Annotated in this window: 11 protein-coding genes; 5 read left to right on the top strand and 6 right to left on the bottom strand. The window is 71.6% G+C overall.

The features are described 5' to 3' along the window. Positions 1 to 104: 104 nt before the first annotated feature. The 3 genes from IE140_RS06240 to IE140_RS06230 form a co-directional block, all read right to left on the bottom strand. Complete coding sequence (locus IE140_RS06240) at positions 105 to 1,199, bottom strand: PP2C family protein-serine/threonine phosphatase (RefSeq protein WP_202468201.1); 1,095 nt, start codon at positions 1,197 to 1,199, stop codon at positions 105 to 107. 159 nt (positions 1,200 to 1,358) lie between these two features. Beyond that, on the bottom strand, positions 1,359 to 2,192 hold the full coding sequence (locus IE140_RS06235) for an Fpg/Nei family DNA glycosylase (RefSeq protein WP_150194950.1): 834 nt from the start codon (positions 2,190 to 2,192) through the stop codon (positions 1,359 to 1,361). A 138-nt stretch (positions 2,193 to 2,330) separates the two neighbouring features. After that, on the bottom strand, positions 2,331 to 2,819 hold the full coding sequence (locus IE140_RS06230) for a ribose-5-phosphate isomerase (protein ID WP_010062974.1): 489 nt from the start codon (positions 2,817 to 2,819) through the stop codon (positions 2,331 to 2,333). 273 nt (positions 2,820 to 3,092) lie between these two features. On the opposite strand from IE140_RS06230, the gene IE140_RS06225 reads away from it, so the two are divergent. Together IE140_RS06225 and IE140_RS06220 are read left to right on the top strand one after the other, a co-directional pair. Further along, positions 3,093 to 4,526 carry an amino acid permease gene (locus tag IE140_RS06225; RefSeq protein ID WP_093438055.1) on the top strand — a complete coding sequence of 478 codons (1,434 nt, stop codon included), beginning with the start codon at positions 3,093 to 3,095 and terminating at the stop codon, positions 4,524 to 4,526. Positions 4,527 to 4,611: 85 nt separating this feature from the next. Beyond that, complete coding sequence (locus IE140_RS06220; RefSeq protein ID WP_150194948.1) at positions 4,612 to 5,907, top strand: FAD-binding oxidoreductase; 1,296 nt, start codon at positions 4,612 to 4,614, stop codon at positions 5,905 to 5,907. 6 nt (positions 5,908 to 5,913) lie between these two features. Here IE140_RS06220 and IE140_RS06215 read toward each other — a convergent pair whose 3' ends face one another. After that, positions 5,914 to 6,507 carry a biotin transporter BioY gene (locus tag IE140_RS06215; protein ID WP_150194946.1) on the bottom strand — a complete coding sequence of 198 codons (594 nt, stop codon included), beginning with the start codon at positions 6,505 to 6,507 and terminating at the stop codon, positions 5,914 to 5,916. Positions 6,508 to 6,795: 288 nt separating this feature from the next. Between IE140_RS06215 and IE140_RS06210 the strand changes: the two genes are divergently transcribed. The 3 genes from IE140_RS06210 to IE140_RS06200 all read left to right on the top strand — a co-directional run bounded on the left by IE140_RS06210 (position 6,796) and on the right by IE140_RS06200 (position 11,228). Next, the gene (locus tag IE140_RS06210; RefSeq protein WP_189460175.1) at positions 6,796 to 8,283 is read left to right on the top strand and encodes an amino acid permease; all 1,488 of its coding nucleotides are present in this window, start codon (positions 6,796 to 6,798) and stop codon (positions 8,281 to 8,283) included. A gap of 121 nt (positions 8,284 to 8,404) precedes the next feature. Beyond that, complete coding sequence (locus tag IE140_RS06205) at positions 8,405 to 9,922, top strand: amino acid permease (protein WP_167533597.1); 1,518 nt, start codon at positions 8,405 to 8,407, stop codon at positions 9,920 to 9,922. Positions 9,923 to 10,157: 235 nt separating this feature from the next. After that, entirely contained in the window at positions 10,158 to 11,228 is a 1,071-nt protein-coding gene (locus tag IE140_RS06200; protein WP_150198368.1) for a glycerophosphodiester phosphodiesterase family protein, read from the top strand. 62 nt (positions 11,229 to 11,290) lie between these two features. Here the strand turns inward: IE140_RS06200 and IE140_RS06195 are convergent, their stop codons facing one another. Together IE140_RS06195 and tkt are read right to left on the bottom strand one after the other, a co-directional pair. After that, positions 11,291 to 11,977: a Dps family protein gene (locus tag IE140_RS06195; RefSeq protein ID WP_030721185.1), complete on the bottom strand. Its 687-nt coding sequence runs from the start codon at positions 11,975 to 11,977 to the stop codon at positions 11,291 to 11,293. Between the two features lie 71 nt (positions 11,978 to 12,048). Further along, positions 12,049 to 14,283: a transketolase gene (gene tkt, locus IE140_RS06190; RefSeq protein ID WP_189460173.1), complete on the bottom strand. Its 2,235-nt coding sequence runs from the start codon at positions 14,281 to 14,283 to the stop codon at positions 12,049 to 12,051. Positions 14,284 to 14,600: the final 317 nt, after the last annotated feature.

Below are 14,600 nucleotides of genomic sequence, written 5' to 3'. Positions count from 1 at the left end.
TACCTGCTGAGCACCACGGAACGGCGGAGAGGCGCCCCGATACCCGGCCCACCGGGTGACGGGCGCCTCTCCGCCGTCCGGGGTCCGTCCGGCCCCTGGGAGGCTCAGGCCCGGCGGGAGAGCAGCAGAAGTGCCCGGTCGTCGTTGACGTCCTTGGCGCAGGCCTCGATCAGATGCCAGGCCGCGCCCTCGAAACCGGTGGAGACATAGCGGTCGGCCTCGCCCGTCAGCCGGTCGATGCCTTCGGCGATGTCCCGGTCGGAGGCCTCCACCAGACCGTCGGTGAAGAGCATCAGGACGTCGCCGGGCGCGAGCGAGCCCTTCACCGCGTCGAACTCGGCCCCGTCGTAGACGCCGAGCAACGGCCCCTCCCCCGATTTCTCCTCCCACTGACCGCTGCCCGCGTGCAGTTGGAGGGCGGGCGGATGGCCCGCCGAGTAGATCTCGTAGTCGCCCGACTCCAGGTCCAGCACCAGGTGGATGGAGGTGGCGAACCCCTCGTCCCAGTCCTGGCGCAGCAGATAGCCGTTGGCGGCGGGCAGGAAGGCGTGCGGGGGCAGCGAGCCGAGGAGCCCGCCGAAGGCGCCGGACAGCAGCAGGGCCCGGGAGCCCGCGTCCATGCCCTTGCCGGAGACGTCGGTGAGGACGGCTTCCAGGGTGCGGCCCCCGTGGGTGCGGGCCGCGACGACGAAGTCCCCGGAGAACGACTGGCCGCCGGCCGGGCGCAGAGCCATCTCGCGGTGCCAGCCCTGGGGCAGCCGGGGCAGGGAGCTCTGGACCCGGATGCGTTCGCGCAGGTCGAAGAGCATCGTGCCGCCGCGCCGCCAGGGCACGCCGACCCGGGCCCGGAACTGGGCGAGGATCAGCCCGAAGAATCCGCAGGCGGCGACCACGAGCACGGTGCCCGGGGTGACCCGGGCGGGGCCGTCCAGATACGGGCCGAGGGTGAGCGCCTCGACGATCAGCGCTCCGGCGGCCGCGGCGTACAGGCCCAGCAGGCTGGAGGGGCGCAGCAGGAGGCCGCCCGCCACGATGGGCAGGGCGAGGGCGGCCGGGTCGATCCAGACCGGGCTGACGACGGTGGCGAAGGTGATGGCCGGGATCGTCAGCAGCAGACCGGCCAGGGCGATCCAGTCGGAGCCGTCGCCGCGGAAGTAGTCGACCCCGGATTTGCGCAGCCCGATACGGGCCCGGTGCATCTTTCTTCGCCACCGGGCCCAGAAGTCGTCTGTTCCTCCGCTACGGGCCACTTCCGGGACCCTATCCACCCGAACGCCTCCGGTGCAGGGGGACCCCGGTGACAATGCGCTCGAAATGGGGTCGTCCGCGCGTTCCCGCCGGTCTTCTTCGGGCGGTTTTCAGCCTTTTACGCCGTCGGAGGGGCCGGTGGGCTGGCACCGGGGGCACCAGAAGAGGTTGCGGGAGACCAGGTCCGCGGTGCGGATCTCCGTACCGCAGATGTGGCAGGGCAGGTTGGCGCGCCGGTAGACGTAGACCTCGCCGCCGTGGTCGTCCTTGCGGGGCGGGCGGCCCATGGCCTCGGGGAGGTGTTCGGGCCGGACGGTGTCGATGCGGTTGTTGCGGACGCCTACGCGCATCAGCTCCACCAGGTCCGCCCAGACCGTGTCCCACTCGGCGCGGGTGAGGTCGCGGCCCGTGCGGTACGGGTCGATGCCGTGGCGGAAGAGGACCTCGGCGCGGTAGACGTTGCCGACGCCGGCGATCACCTTCTGGTCCATCAGCAGGGCGGCGATGGTGGTCCGGCTGCGGGAGATCCGCTGCCAGGCCCGCTCCCCGTCCTCGTCGCCGCGCAGCGGGTCCGGCCCCAGGCGCTCGTGTATCGCGCGCTTCTCGGGCCCGGTGATCAGGGCGCAGGTGGTGGGGCCGCGCAGATCCGCGTGGTGGCCGGCGTTGACCAGGCGGAGGCGGACGGTGTCGGTGGGCGGCGGGGGCGGGGCGGCGCCGAAGCCGAGCTTGCCGAAGAGGCCGAGGTGGATGTGGACCCAGCCGATGTCCCCGAAGCCGAGGAAGAGGTGCTTGCCGTGGGCGTCGGTGGCGGTGAGGGTGTGCCCGTCGAGGAGGGCCGCGCTGTCGGAGAACTTGCCCTGCGGACTGCTCACCCGGACCGGTGCGCCGGCGAACCGCTCTGTGTGGTCGTCGGCGAGGCGGCGGATGGTGTGTCCCTCGGGCACGGCGGGCTCCTGCGATGTGCGACAGCGGGTGACGGTGCCGGCGACGGGTGGCCGGTGGCGGCGGCGGTGGCGGCGGCGGTGACATGACCGTGCCGCCGGGTCCGGGACCCGGCGGCACGGGAAGGGGCGGGAGCGGGGTCAGCCCTGCTGCGGGTGGTGGGCCGGGATCGGGGGGAGCTCGCCGGTGTTCTCGTACGCCGAGAGCATCTCGATGCGGCGCGTGTGGCGCTCCTCGTTCGAGTACGGCGTGGAGAGGAAGATCTCGACGAACTTCGTGGACTCCTCGACCGTGTGCATCCGGCCGCCGATCGCGACGACGTTGGCGTTGTTGTGCTCGCGGCCCAGCGCGGCGGTCTGCTCGCTCCAGGCCAGTGCGGCGCGGACGCCCTTGACCTTGTTGGCGGCGATCTGCTCGCCGTTGCCGGAGCCGCCGATCACGATGCCGAGGCTGTCCGGGTCGGCGGCCGTCTTCTCGGCGGCCCGCAGGCAGAACGGCGGATAGTCGTCCTGGGCGTCGTAGATGTGGGGGCCGCAGTCGACGGCCTCGTGGCCGTGAGCGCCGAGCCACTCGACGAGGTGGTTCTTGAGTTCGTAGCCGGCATGGTCGGATCCGAGATACACGCGCATGGTGCGAAGTGTGGCACGAACTCGGCGGGGCAACCGTCACGGGGCGGTCACCGGCCGGGCCCGGGCCCCGATTCGATGATTCGCAGGCCCGGACCCGATTTCATGTGGTGAACACCACTCGGGCAATGAATTGGCAAACGATCCGAAAGAGGGGGTTCCCCTTCCGCCTTGGATCGAGCTTGAATGCGTGGCCTTGTCTTCGCACACCCCACGGCATCACCCCACGGCGGAGCAGGGCACACCCTCATGCTCGAAAAGGTAAGGAATCCCCCCATGACGTCGCAGACGACGCTGGCGAAGCCGGGCCAGGAGCCCGGTGAGCCGGACCGGCCGGACTCGTCGGGCGGGCTTCAGGCAGGCCTGAAGAACCGCCACCTCTCGATGATCGCGATCGGCGGCGTGATCGGCGCCGGGCTCTTCGTGGGATCGAGCGCGGGCATCGCGGCCGCCGGTCCGGCGATCCTGATCTCGTACGCGATGGTCGGCCTGATGGTCGTCCTCGTGATGCGGATGCTCGGCGAGATGGCCGCCGCCCGGCCGAGCTCCGGCTCGTTCTCCGCCTACGCCGACCAGGCGCTGGGCCGTTGGGCCGGTTTCTCCATCGGCTGGCTGTACTGGTTCTTCTGGGTCGTGGTGCTCGCCGTCGAGGCCACGGCGGGCGCGGCGATCCTGGAGAACTGGATCCCGGGCGTGCCCCAGTGGGCCTGGGCGCTGATCGTGATGGTCGTGCTGACCGCCACCAACCTGGTCTCGGTGGGCAGTTACGGGGAGTTCGAGTTCTGGTTCGCCGGGATCAAGGTCGTGGCGATCGCCGCGTTCGTGGTCGTCGGCTTCCTCGCCGTCTTCGGGCTGCTGCCCGGTTCGGACAACCCGGGGTCGGGGCTGGCCCATCTGACGGACAACGGCGGGTTCTTCCCCGAGGGTCCCGGCGCGATCCTGACCGGTGTGCTGATGGTCGTGTTCTCGTTCATGGGCAGTGAGATCGTGACGCTGGCCGCGGGCGAGTCCTCCGACCCGCAGCGCGCGGTGTCGAAGGCCACCAACAGCGTGATCTGGCGTATCGCCGTCTTCTACCTCGGCTCGATCTTCGTGGTGCTGACGCTGCTGCCGTGGAACGACCCGTCGATCCAGGAGAAGGGCAGCTATGTCGCCGCCCTCGACTCGATCGGGATCCCGCAGGCCGGCAACGTCATGGACTTCATCGTGCTGACGGCCGTGCTGTCCTGCCTCAACTCCGGCCTGTACACGGCCTCCCGGATGGCGTTCTCGCTCGGTGAGCGGGGCGACGCGCCGAAGTCCTTCGCGAAGGTCAACCGGCGCGGGGTGCCGCAGGCGGCGATCCTGTCCTCGGTCGTCTTCGGCTTCGTGGCGGTGTTCTTCAACTACCAGTGGCCGGACACGGTGTTCCAGTTCCTGCTGAACTCCTCCGGCGCGGTGGCGCTCTTCGTGTGGCTGGTCATCTGCTTCACCCAGCTGCGGATGCGCGGGATCATCCTCCGCGAGACCCCGGGCAGGCTGGTCGTACGGATGTGGCTCTTCCCGTACCTCACCTGGGCGACGATCGCGGCGATCTCCTTCATCCTCGTCTACATGCTGACCGACGACACCGCCCGCGAGCAGGTCGTGCTGTCGCTGCTGGTCGCGGCCCTGGTGGTGGGCATCTCGCTGGTCCGGGAGATGCGCGACCGCAAGGCCGTCGAGAAGTGATCGATACCTGACGGAGGTTGTCAGGTTTCCCGGGGAGGCTCTTCTTCGTACCGCGCAGAACGCGAGCGAAGGAGAGCCTCCCCTCATGGTTTCCGCATCATCGGACTCCGTCACCCCCGCCACCTTCCAGACCGGTTTCCCGATCCGCCCCGACCGGCTGGTCGAGGCCCGTACCCCCGACGACGTACGGGAGGCCGTGGCGTACGCCGCCGGGCGCGGGCTCCGTCTGACCGCGCACGCCACCGGGCACGGGCTGCCCGGGGCGGTCGAGGGCGGCGTCCTGGTGGTCACCAGCGGCCTGGACTCCGTCACCGTCGACCCGGTCGCCCGCACCGCCACGATCGGCGCGGGCGCGACCTGGGGCGCGGTGACCGCTGCGGCGGCCCCGCACGGTCTCGCCCCGCTCAACGGCTCCTCGCCCTCGGTGGGCGCGGTCTCGTACACCCTGGGCGGCGGACTGGGCATCCTGGCCCGGCAGTTCGGGTACGCCGCCGACCAGGTCCGGGCGCTGGAGGTGGTGACCGCCGACGGGGCCCTGCGCCGGGTCACACCGGAGCGCGAGCCGGAGCTGTTCTGGGGGCTGCGCGGCGGCGGGCGCCGGCTGGGAGTGGTGACCTCGCTGGAGATCGGCCTCGTCACGGTGGAGCGGCTGTACGGGGGTGCGATCGCCTTCGACGGGGAACGGGCGGCCGAGGTGATGGCCCACTACTTGGAGTGGACCCGGACCGTTCCGGAGACCCTGACGTCGTCCCTGTCCGCGCTGCCCTACCCGGACCTGCCGCAGGTGCCGGAGGAGGTGCGCGGGCGGTACGTGGTCTCGGTGCGGGTCGCGTTCACGGGGGACGCGGCCGAGGGCGAGCGGCTGGTGGCCCCGCTGCGTGCGATCGGGCCGGCCCTGGAGGACACGTTCCGGGAGATGCCGTACACGGAGAGCCCGACGATCCACAACGACCCGCCGTTCCCGCACGCGTACTACGGGGAGGGGCTGATGCTCCGGGAGCTGGACGCGGCGCGGGCCGCGCGGGTGCTGGAGCTGACCGGGCCGGGGGCGCCGATGATGAACGTGGTGCAGCTCAACCACTTGGGCGGGGCTTTGGCCGGGCGGCCGGAGCCGGCGAGCGCGGTGCCCTACGGGGACGCGGGTTTCCTGCTGCGGCTGCTGTCGCCGCTGGACGGTACGGACGTGGCGTCGGTGCGCGCGCTGTACGGGGAGGTGTCCGGGGTCCTGGGGCCGCGCGTGCTCGGACGGTCGCTGAACTTCTGCTTCGGCGGCGGGGACCGTACGGCCGGTTTCCATGAGCCGGAAACGGCGAAGAGGCTCGCCGGACTGGTCTCCCAGTACGATCCGGCGGGCCTCTTCGGGGGGTCTTACGAGGGCTGAGGCCGGTCAGCCGCGGTGGCCGAGCAGCTTCCAGGTGGCCGGCAGGACGCCCATGGCCAGCGCCGCCTTGAGGGCGTCGCCGATCAGGAACGGAGTGAGGCCGGCCGCGACGGCGGCGCTCATCGACATCCCGGTGGAGAGCGCCAGGTAGGGCACGCCGATGGCGTAGATGATGGCGGAACCGAGGACCATCGTGCCCGCGGTGCGCAACACCGAGCGGTCGCCGCCGCGGCGGGCGAGGGCGCCGACGACGGTGGCGGCCAGGAGCATGCCGAAGACATAGCCGAGGGACGGCATGCTCCAGCCCGAGCCGGCCTCCGCGAACCACGGCATGCCGGCCATGCCGACGAGGGCGTACAGCGCGAGGGAGAGGAAGCCGCGGCGGGCGCCGAGCGCGGTGCCGATGAGGAGCGCGGCGAAGGTCTGGCCGGTGACCGGGACCGGGGAGCCGGGGACCGGGACGGCGATCTGGGCCGCTATGCCGGTCAGGGCCGCGCCGCCGAGGACGAGGGCCGCGTCCACGGCGTAACGGTGCCGGGCTGCGGGCAGCAGGTCGGCGAGGACCGCTCCGGAGCGGACGGGGGCGGCAGCAGTGCTCATCGGGACTCCGCGGGTGAGGGCAGGTGGGCCGGGGCGGCCCCCGGCGTTCGGGGTGGGGTCGGGCTCCCGCCGACGTTAGTCCACAGGTCAACGCTCGTTCACCATCAGCCGCCCACAAAGCGGCGGTTGACGGATTGGTGGGATTCACACAAAGCCAGCGGCGCAATCACGTTCCCGCGTGACGCTCGTCACGGAGGTCGGGCGGGTGAGGGTCCGTTTTGGCGGGAGAGCGACCACGGCCTCAGACTGTAGGTTCCCCATAAATCATCCGAGAGTGAACCGCACCCCATGCACGAGGCTCCCCCCACCCCTCCCCCCGGCCCTGCCGCCACCTCGCCCGCCGCCCCCGCCGAGCCGCTGTCGCACGGGCTCAAGCAGCGCCATCTGACGATGCTGGGGCTCGGCGGGGTGATCGGGGCGGGGCTGTTCGTGGGCTCGGGCGCCGGGATCGCGGTGGCGGGGCCCGCGATCGTCGTCTCGTATCTGATCGCGGGGGCGCTCGCGATGCTGGTGATGCGGATGCTGGGCGAGATGTCGGCCGCGATGCCCGCCTCCGGTTCGTTCTCCGTGCACGCGGAGCGGGCGCTCGGGCGGTGGGCCGGGTTCAGCGTCGGCTGGCTGTACTGGTTCCTGCTGGTGGTGGTCCTCGCCGTGGAGGCGACGGCGGCGGCGCAGATCGCCCACGGCTGGGTGCCGGGCGTCGAACCCTGGGCGTGGGTGCTGCTGTTCATGGTGGTGTTCACCGTGGCGAACCTGACGGCGGTGAAGAACTTCGGCGAGTTCGAGTTCTGGTTCGCCTCCTTGAAGGTCGGCGCGATCCTGGTCTTCCTGGTCCTCGGCGGGCTGGCGGTCTTCGGCCTGCTCCCGGACACCGACCCGGTCGGGACGACCAACCTGACCGGGCAGGGGGGCTTCCTGCCGAACGGCTGGAGCGGGGTCGTCTCCGGGGTGCTGACCGTGGTGTTCGCCTTCGGCGGGCTGGAGGTTGTCACCATCGCCGCCGCCGAGACGGACGACCCGGCGCGTGCGGTGGGGCGGGCGGTGCGCAGCGCGGTGGTGCGGATCCTCTTCTTCTACGTCGGCTCGATGCTGGTGATCGTGACCGTGCTGCCGTGGACCGCGCAGCAGGCCGGGCTGAGCCCGTATGTGAAGGTGCTGGACGCGATCGGGGTGCCGTCGGCCGGGCAGATCATGAACATCGTGGTGTTCGTGGCGCTGCTCTCCGCGCTCAACGCCAATCTGTACGGCTCCTCCCGCATGATCTTCTCGCTGGCGGAGCGCGGGGAGGCGCCGCGCGGGCTGCTGAAGGTGTCCCGGAAGGCCGGGGCGGAGGGTGGTGGCGCCGAAGGCTCCTCCGGTCAGACGGGAGGTGTGCCGAGGCGGGCGGTGCTGGCGTCGGTGGCCTTCGGTTTCGTCTCCGTCCTGCTCAATCTGCTGTGGCCCGACACCGTGTTCCTCTACATGCTCAACTCGGTCGGCGCGGTGCTGCTGTTCGTCTGGGCGCTGATCGCCGCCTCCCAGCTTCGGCTGCGCGCCCGCCTGGAACAGGAGGCTCCCGACGCGCTCGCGCTGCGGATGTGGTGGTTCCCGTATCTGACCTGGGTGACGCTGGCCGGGCTGCTGGGCGTGCTGCTGCTGATGCTGACCGACGACGCGGCCCGGCCGCAGGTCCTGTGGTCGGCGGGGGCGACGGCGCTGGTGCTGCTGGTGGCGGTGGGGCGTGAGTGGCGGGACCGCAGAGCCAGTCGAGAGTCCTCGGCGTTGACCGATCGGTAGGCAGGTGTGCACCTTGTGTGAGCCTGGTGACCGTATAGCGGACAGTGATTCCGTGTGAGCGGTACGGATGCTCAGACTGTGGGTTCGTCCCCTTGTCTCAGCTAACGAACAGAGCTCGTCCATGCCTCGGACCTCCGCGTCTCCCCCCACCGCAGACTCCGCGGCCCCCGCAGGGCCCTCGGCGGACTCCGCGCTCACTCACGGCCTCAAGCAGCGCCACCTCTCGATGATCGCCCTCGGCGGGGTGATCGGCGCCGGGCTCTTCGTCGGCTCGGGCGCGGGGATCGCCGCCGCCGGACCCTCGATCATCATCGCGTACGCCATATCCGGGCTGCTCGTCATGATGGTGATGCGCATGCTCGGCGAGATGTCGGCCGCCAACCCGGCGTCCGGCTCCTTCTCCGTGCACGCCGAGCGGGCGATCGGCCCGTGGGCCGGGTTCACCGCGGGCTGGTCCTTCTGGTTCCTGCTCTGCGTCGCCGTGGGCCTGGAGGGCATCGGTGCCGCGCAGATCGTCAGCGGCTGGCTGCCGGGGACCCCGGAGTGGGCCTGGGTCGCCCTGTTCATGGTGATCTTCCTCGGGACCAACCTGGCCGCGGTGAAGAACTTCGGCGAGTTCGAGTTCTGGTTCGCCGCGCTCAAGGTCATCGCGATCACGCTGTTCCTGGTGCTCGGTCTGCTGGCGATCTTCGGCGTCCTGCCGGACACGGACGCGCCCGGCCTCAGCAACCTCACGGGTGACGGCGGCTTCCTGCCGAAGGGCATGGACGGCTTCATCATCGGACTCCTCGCCTCCGTCTTCGCGTACGGCGGTCTGGAGACCGTCACCATCGCGGCGGCCGAGTCCGAGAACCCCGTGCAGGGCGTCGCGAAGGCGGTCCGTACGGCGATGTGGCGCATCGCGGTCTTCTACATCGGCTCGATGGCGGTCATCGTCACGCTGGTCCCCTGGGACGACCCGAAGGTCGCCGAGGTCGGCCCGTTCTACGCGATGCTCGACCACCTGGGCGTCGGCAGCGCGGCGCAGATCATGAACGTGGTCATCCTCATCGCGCTGCTCTCCGCGATGAACGCCAACATCTACGGCGCGTCCCGGATGGCCCGTTCGCTGGTCGCCCGCGGCCAGGGCCCGTCGGTGCTCGGCAGGATCTCCTCCGGGGTACCGCGCAACGCGGTGATGTTCTCCTCGGTATTCGGGTTCCTGTGCGTGCTGCTCAGCTACTGGCGGCCGGACGACGTCTTCCCCTGGCTGCTGAACATGATCGGCGCGGTGATCCTGGTGGTGTGGATCTTCATCGCGGTCTCGCAGCTGATCCTGCGCCGGCGCACCGAGCGGGAGGCTCCTCAGACACTGGTCGTCCGCATGTGGTTCTTCCCGGTCGGCACGATCGTCGCGCTGGCGGCCATGGCGGGCATCTTCCTGCTGATGCTGCGCCAGCCGGACACCCGTGACCAGTTGCTGGCCACGGGGGCGCTGACGCTGGCACTGATCGGACTCGGCCTGCTGCGTCAGCGGCGGCGGGGCGACGAGGGAACCGACGACGGCACGGGCACGGGGGCAGACACAGACACAGACACCGGCACCGGCACCGGCACCGACATCGGCACCGCGGCTGAAATCCCGGCGCAGCGCCGGTAGTTACGGCAAGGCTGCCGCACGCTCGGCTCGCGCGAGGCCTCTACGAACGCCGGGCTCCTCCTCGTACGATCGGGGCGGACCCGGCGTTTCGGCGTTCCGGCCTCTCGCGCTCCGGCGCCGGACCCCGGCGCGGCGCGCACCCGTGGCCGACAGGACATCGCAGGGCCGGGCGCCGTACCCCGGGCCGTCACCCGTTCTCGCTTCGGTGATGGCTCACCCCACCCGAGGAGACGTCATGTCCGTTGCCCCCAGGCGCCGTTCGATCCTCCTGGCCACCGCGGCCGTCACCGCCGCGGCCACCGCCCCGGCGCTCGCCGCCCCCGTCGGCGACCGTCACCCCCACCGCCCGTCGGGCCCCCTGGTCATCGGGCATCGCGGGGCGGCGGGCTGGCGGCCCGAGCACACCGCCGACGCGTACACCTATGCCGTACGGGCCGGGGCCGACTGGATCGAGCCGGACCTCGTACCGACGAAGGACCATGTCCTGGTCGTGCGGCACGAGAACGAGATCGGCGGAACGACGGATGTCGCGGAGCGCCCGGAGTTCGCGGACCGCCGCACCACGAAGACGGTCGACGGCAAGGCGGTGACCGGCTGGTTCACCGAGGACTTCACGCTGCGCGAGCTGCGGACGCTGCGCACGGTGGAGCGGCTGCCGCTGGTCCGGAACCGCAACACGGTCTTCGACGGGCGGGGCCGGGTGCTGACGTTCCAGGAGGTCGTGGACCTGGCCCGGCGGCTGTCACGGGAGTCGGGCCGGCGGATCGCGGTGTTCCCGGAGACGAAGCACCCGACGTACTTCCGCTCGATCGGGCTGCCGCTGGAGGAGGAGCTGATCCGGGTGATCCGCCGCAACCGGCTGACCGCCCGGGACTGCGTCGTCCAGTCCTTCGAGCCCGGCAGCCTGCGCCGGGTGGCCGCCGCCCGCCTGGGCCTCCCGCTGTGGCAGGCGCTGGGCACAAGCGGCGGCCCGTACGGACACGGGATCACCTACCGGGACATGATGACCCCGGCCGGGCTGCGCGAGATCGCCTCGTACGCCGACTGGATCGGCCCGGACAAGTCCTCGCTGGTCCCGCCGAACACCCTGCTGGCGGACGCCCACGCGGCGGGCCTGAAGGTCGGCGCGTACACCTTCCGGGCGGAGAACCAGTACCTCCCGGCCGCGTACCGCCGGGGCACCGACCCCAACGCGTTCGGCGACGCGTTCGCGGAGTACGCCTTCCACTACGGGCGGGGCGTGGACGCGGTGGTGACGGACTTCCCGGACATCGCGGTGCAGGCCAGGGAGGATCTGCGGGGGTAGGGGGCGGCCGACGACGGAGCTCGGGCGAAGCGTCGGGGCCGACCGCCCCTTCGTAGCAGGTGTCAGCGGGTGGTGCGCCGGCTCGCCGTCGTCTTCTTCACCGCCTTCTTGGCGGTCTTCTTCGCCGCGGTCTTCTTCGCCGGGGCGGGCAGCGCCGTCTTCTTGGCAGGGGTGCGCTTGGCGGCGGCCCGCTTCGGGGACGCGGCTTCGGCCGCCGCCTCCTCGGTGTCGGCTCCGGCGTTCGACAGGGTGCCGGAGCTGGACTCCAGGTGGGCCCGGACGAACCACTGGAACTGCTCCAGGCCGCGCAGGTGCTCGATGAGCAGGTCCTCCGTGACGGGGTCGATCTCGCCGGCCTTCTCGACCGCCTCGCGATGGTCCTCGATGATCCCGGTGTAGACGAGGTCCAGGGCGCCGAGGTGGGCGATGGCGTCGGCGCGGCCGACGCTGTAGTCGTCCCAGGTGCGCTCCCTGACCAGGGCGCCCGGCGTGCCGTTCGGCTCGCCGCCGAGGGCGGAGATGCGCTCGGCGGCGGCGTCCGCCATGTCCCGTACGGCGGCGGTCTGCGGGTCGAGCATCTCGTGGACGGCGATGAAGTGCGGTCCGACCACGTTCCAGTGGATGTGCTTGAGGGTGAGCGCGAGGTCGTTGAGCGCGTGCAGGCGCAGCGTCAGGAGGTCGATGACCTGACGGCCCTCGTCGACGCCGAGGCCGGGCACGGTGTAGCGGGGGGTACGTGCGGGGGACATGGGGCTCCTGTTCCTGTGTACGTCGATCGATCGGGATGGGTCTTTCGGTGCGGGCCGGGCGGGGCCGGGGCCTAACCGGCGTCCCCGGTGCCGCCTTCGGTCGGGGTCGCGCCGGGCCGCTCCCCGCCGGGCCGGACGGGCCCGGCTGCCGCGCGGATGCTGTCCCGGGCGGCCTCGGCGACCGCGTCCGCCGTGATGCCGAACTCCTCGTACAGGCGCTGGTAGGCGGCGGACGCGCCGAAGTGCTCCAGGCTGACCATGCGGCCCGCGTCGCCCACCACGTCCCGCCAGCCCTGGGCGACGGCCGCCTCGACGCTCACCCGGGCCCGGACCTCCGGCGGCAGCACCTCGTCCTGGTAGGCGTACGGCTGGTCGGCGAACCACTCGCGGCAGGGCATCGAGACCACCCGCGCGTCAACCCCGTCGGCGGCCAGCAACTCCCTTGCCTCCAGAGCGATGTGGACCTCGGAGCCGGTGCCGACCAGGATGACGTCCGGGGTGTCGCCGCGGCTGTCGGCGAGGACGTAGCCGCCGCGCGCCGCCCCCTCGGCGGAGGCGTACGCGCCGTCGCCGGCGCCCCGCTCCAGGACCGGCAGCGGCTGCCGGGTCAGGGCGAGTCCGGCGGGCCGGTCGTGGTGCTCCAGGACCGTGCGCCAGCAGACGGAGGTCTCGTTCGCGTCGGCGGGGCGTACGACGTCGAGGCCGGGGATCGCGCGGAGCGCGGCCAGTTGCTCGACGGGCTGGTGGGTGGGGCCGTCCTCGCCGAGGCCGATGGAGTCATGGGTCCAGACGTAGGTGACCGGCAGCTTCATCAGGGCGGCGAGCCGGACGGCGGGGCGCATGTAGTCGCTGAAGATCAGGAACGTACCGCCGTAGGGGCGGGTGAGGCTCTGGAGCGCGATGCCGTTGAGGGTCGCGCCCATGGCGTGCTCGCGGATGCCGAAGTGGAGCGTGCGGCCGTACGGGTTGCCCGGGAACTCGCCCGTCTGTTTCCCCTCCGGTACGAAGGACGGCTCGCCCTCCATGGTGGTGTTGTTGCTCCCGGCGAGGTCGGCCGAACCGCCCCACAGTTCGGGCAGTACGGGCGCCAGCGCGGTGAGAACGTCGCCGGAGGCCTTGCGGGTGGCGATGCCCTTGGGGTCGGCGTCGAAGACGGGCAGGCTGTCGGTCCAGCCCTCGGGCAGTTTCTGTTCCCGCAGCCGGTCGAGGAGTGCGGCGCGCTCGGGGTGGGCGGCGCGCCACACCTGGTAGCGGGGCTCCCAGGCGCGGTGGGCGGATGCCCCGCGTTCGACGACCGCGCGGGCGTGCTCCAGTACGTCGTCCTCGACGGTGAAGTCGGCGTCCGGGTCGAAGCCGAGCAGCCTCTTCGTGGCGGCGACCTCGTCGTCGCCGAGCGCGGAGCCGTGGGCCTTGCCGGTGTTCTGCTTGGTGGGCGCGGGCCAGCCGATGATCGTGCGCAGCAGGATCAGGGAGGGCCGGCCGCTCTCGCTCTTCGCCGCCTCGACGGCGGCGAGCAGGGCGTCGACGTCCTCGACGTAATCACCGGTCCGGGTGAAGTCGACCGTCTGCACGTGCCAGCCGTACGCGGCGTAGCGGGCGGTGACGTCCTCGCTGAAGGAGATGTCCGTGTCGTCCTCGATGGAGATGTGGTTGGAGTCGTAGAAGACGATCAGGTTGCCGAGCTCCTGGTGTCCGGCGAGCGAACTGGCCTCGGACGTCACGCCTTCCATCAGGTCGCCGTCGGAGGCGACGACGTACACGTGGTGGTCGAAGGGGCTCGTGCCGGCGGGCGCGTCGGGGTCGAGGAGCCCGCGCTCCCGGCGGCCCGCCATGGCCATGCCGACGGCGGAGGCCAGCCCCTGCCCGAGCGGCCCGGTGGTGATCTCGACGCCCCGGGTGTGGCCGTACTCGGGGTGGCCGGGGGTGATCGACCCCCAGGTGCGCAGCGCCTTCAGGTCGTCCAGCTCCATCCCGTACCCGCTCAGGTAGAGCTGGATGTAGAGGGTGAGGCTGGAGTGGCCGCAGGAGAGCACGAAGCGGTCGCGGCCGATCCACTGGTCGTCGGCCGGGTCGTGCCGCATCACCTGCTGGAAGAGCAGGTACGCCAGCGGGGCCAGGCTCATCGCGGTGCCCGGGTGGCCGTGGCCCGCCTTCTGCACGGCGTCGGCGGCCAGCGCCCGCACGGTGTCGACGGCGCGGACGTCGAGCGGCCCCCAGCCCGCCGCCTCGGCCAGGGGCGGGGCCAGTCGTGGATCGCGGCCACGGTCCGGGCCGTCCGTCGCTTCGGGGGCGTTGGGGGGTGCCATCGGGTCCTCCTGGTCAGCGGGGTGGGCGTCTCTGCGGGCGGCGCGCACGCGGTCCCGGGACCGGCCGCCCGGCTGCTGGGCCGGGTCCCCCGGAACGACGGGACCAAACGCGCGACGGCGCACGCAGCACTGAAGAAGGAGCAAATCACCTTTACGCGACAAAACGGCGGAAGGGCGGGGTCGCTGGTCCTAGTAGGGCTTTGTTACGTCTCTGGGCAAGTAGTCGCTCTGGTGGTTTCCTGCTGGTATGAGGGTGGATGAACTCGTTTCGTGCAGGGGCCGGTTGGAGGAGTTTGCCGGGGAGGTGTTCGCGCCGT

It is taken from the genome of Streptomyces parvus (assembly GCF_014648875.1).
In the GTDB taxonomy this organism is placed as follows: domain Bacteria; phylum Actinomycetota; class Actinomycetes; order Streptomycetales; family Streptomycetaceae; genus Streptomyces; species Streptomyces parvus.
Note: the sequence above shows the minus strand (reverse complement) of the source record. Positions and strands in the feature narration are given on the sequence as shown.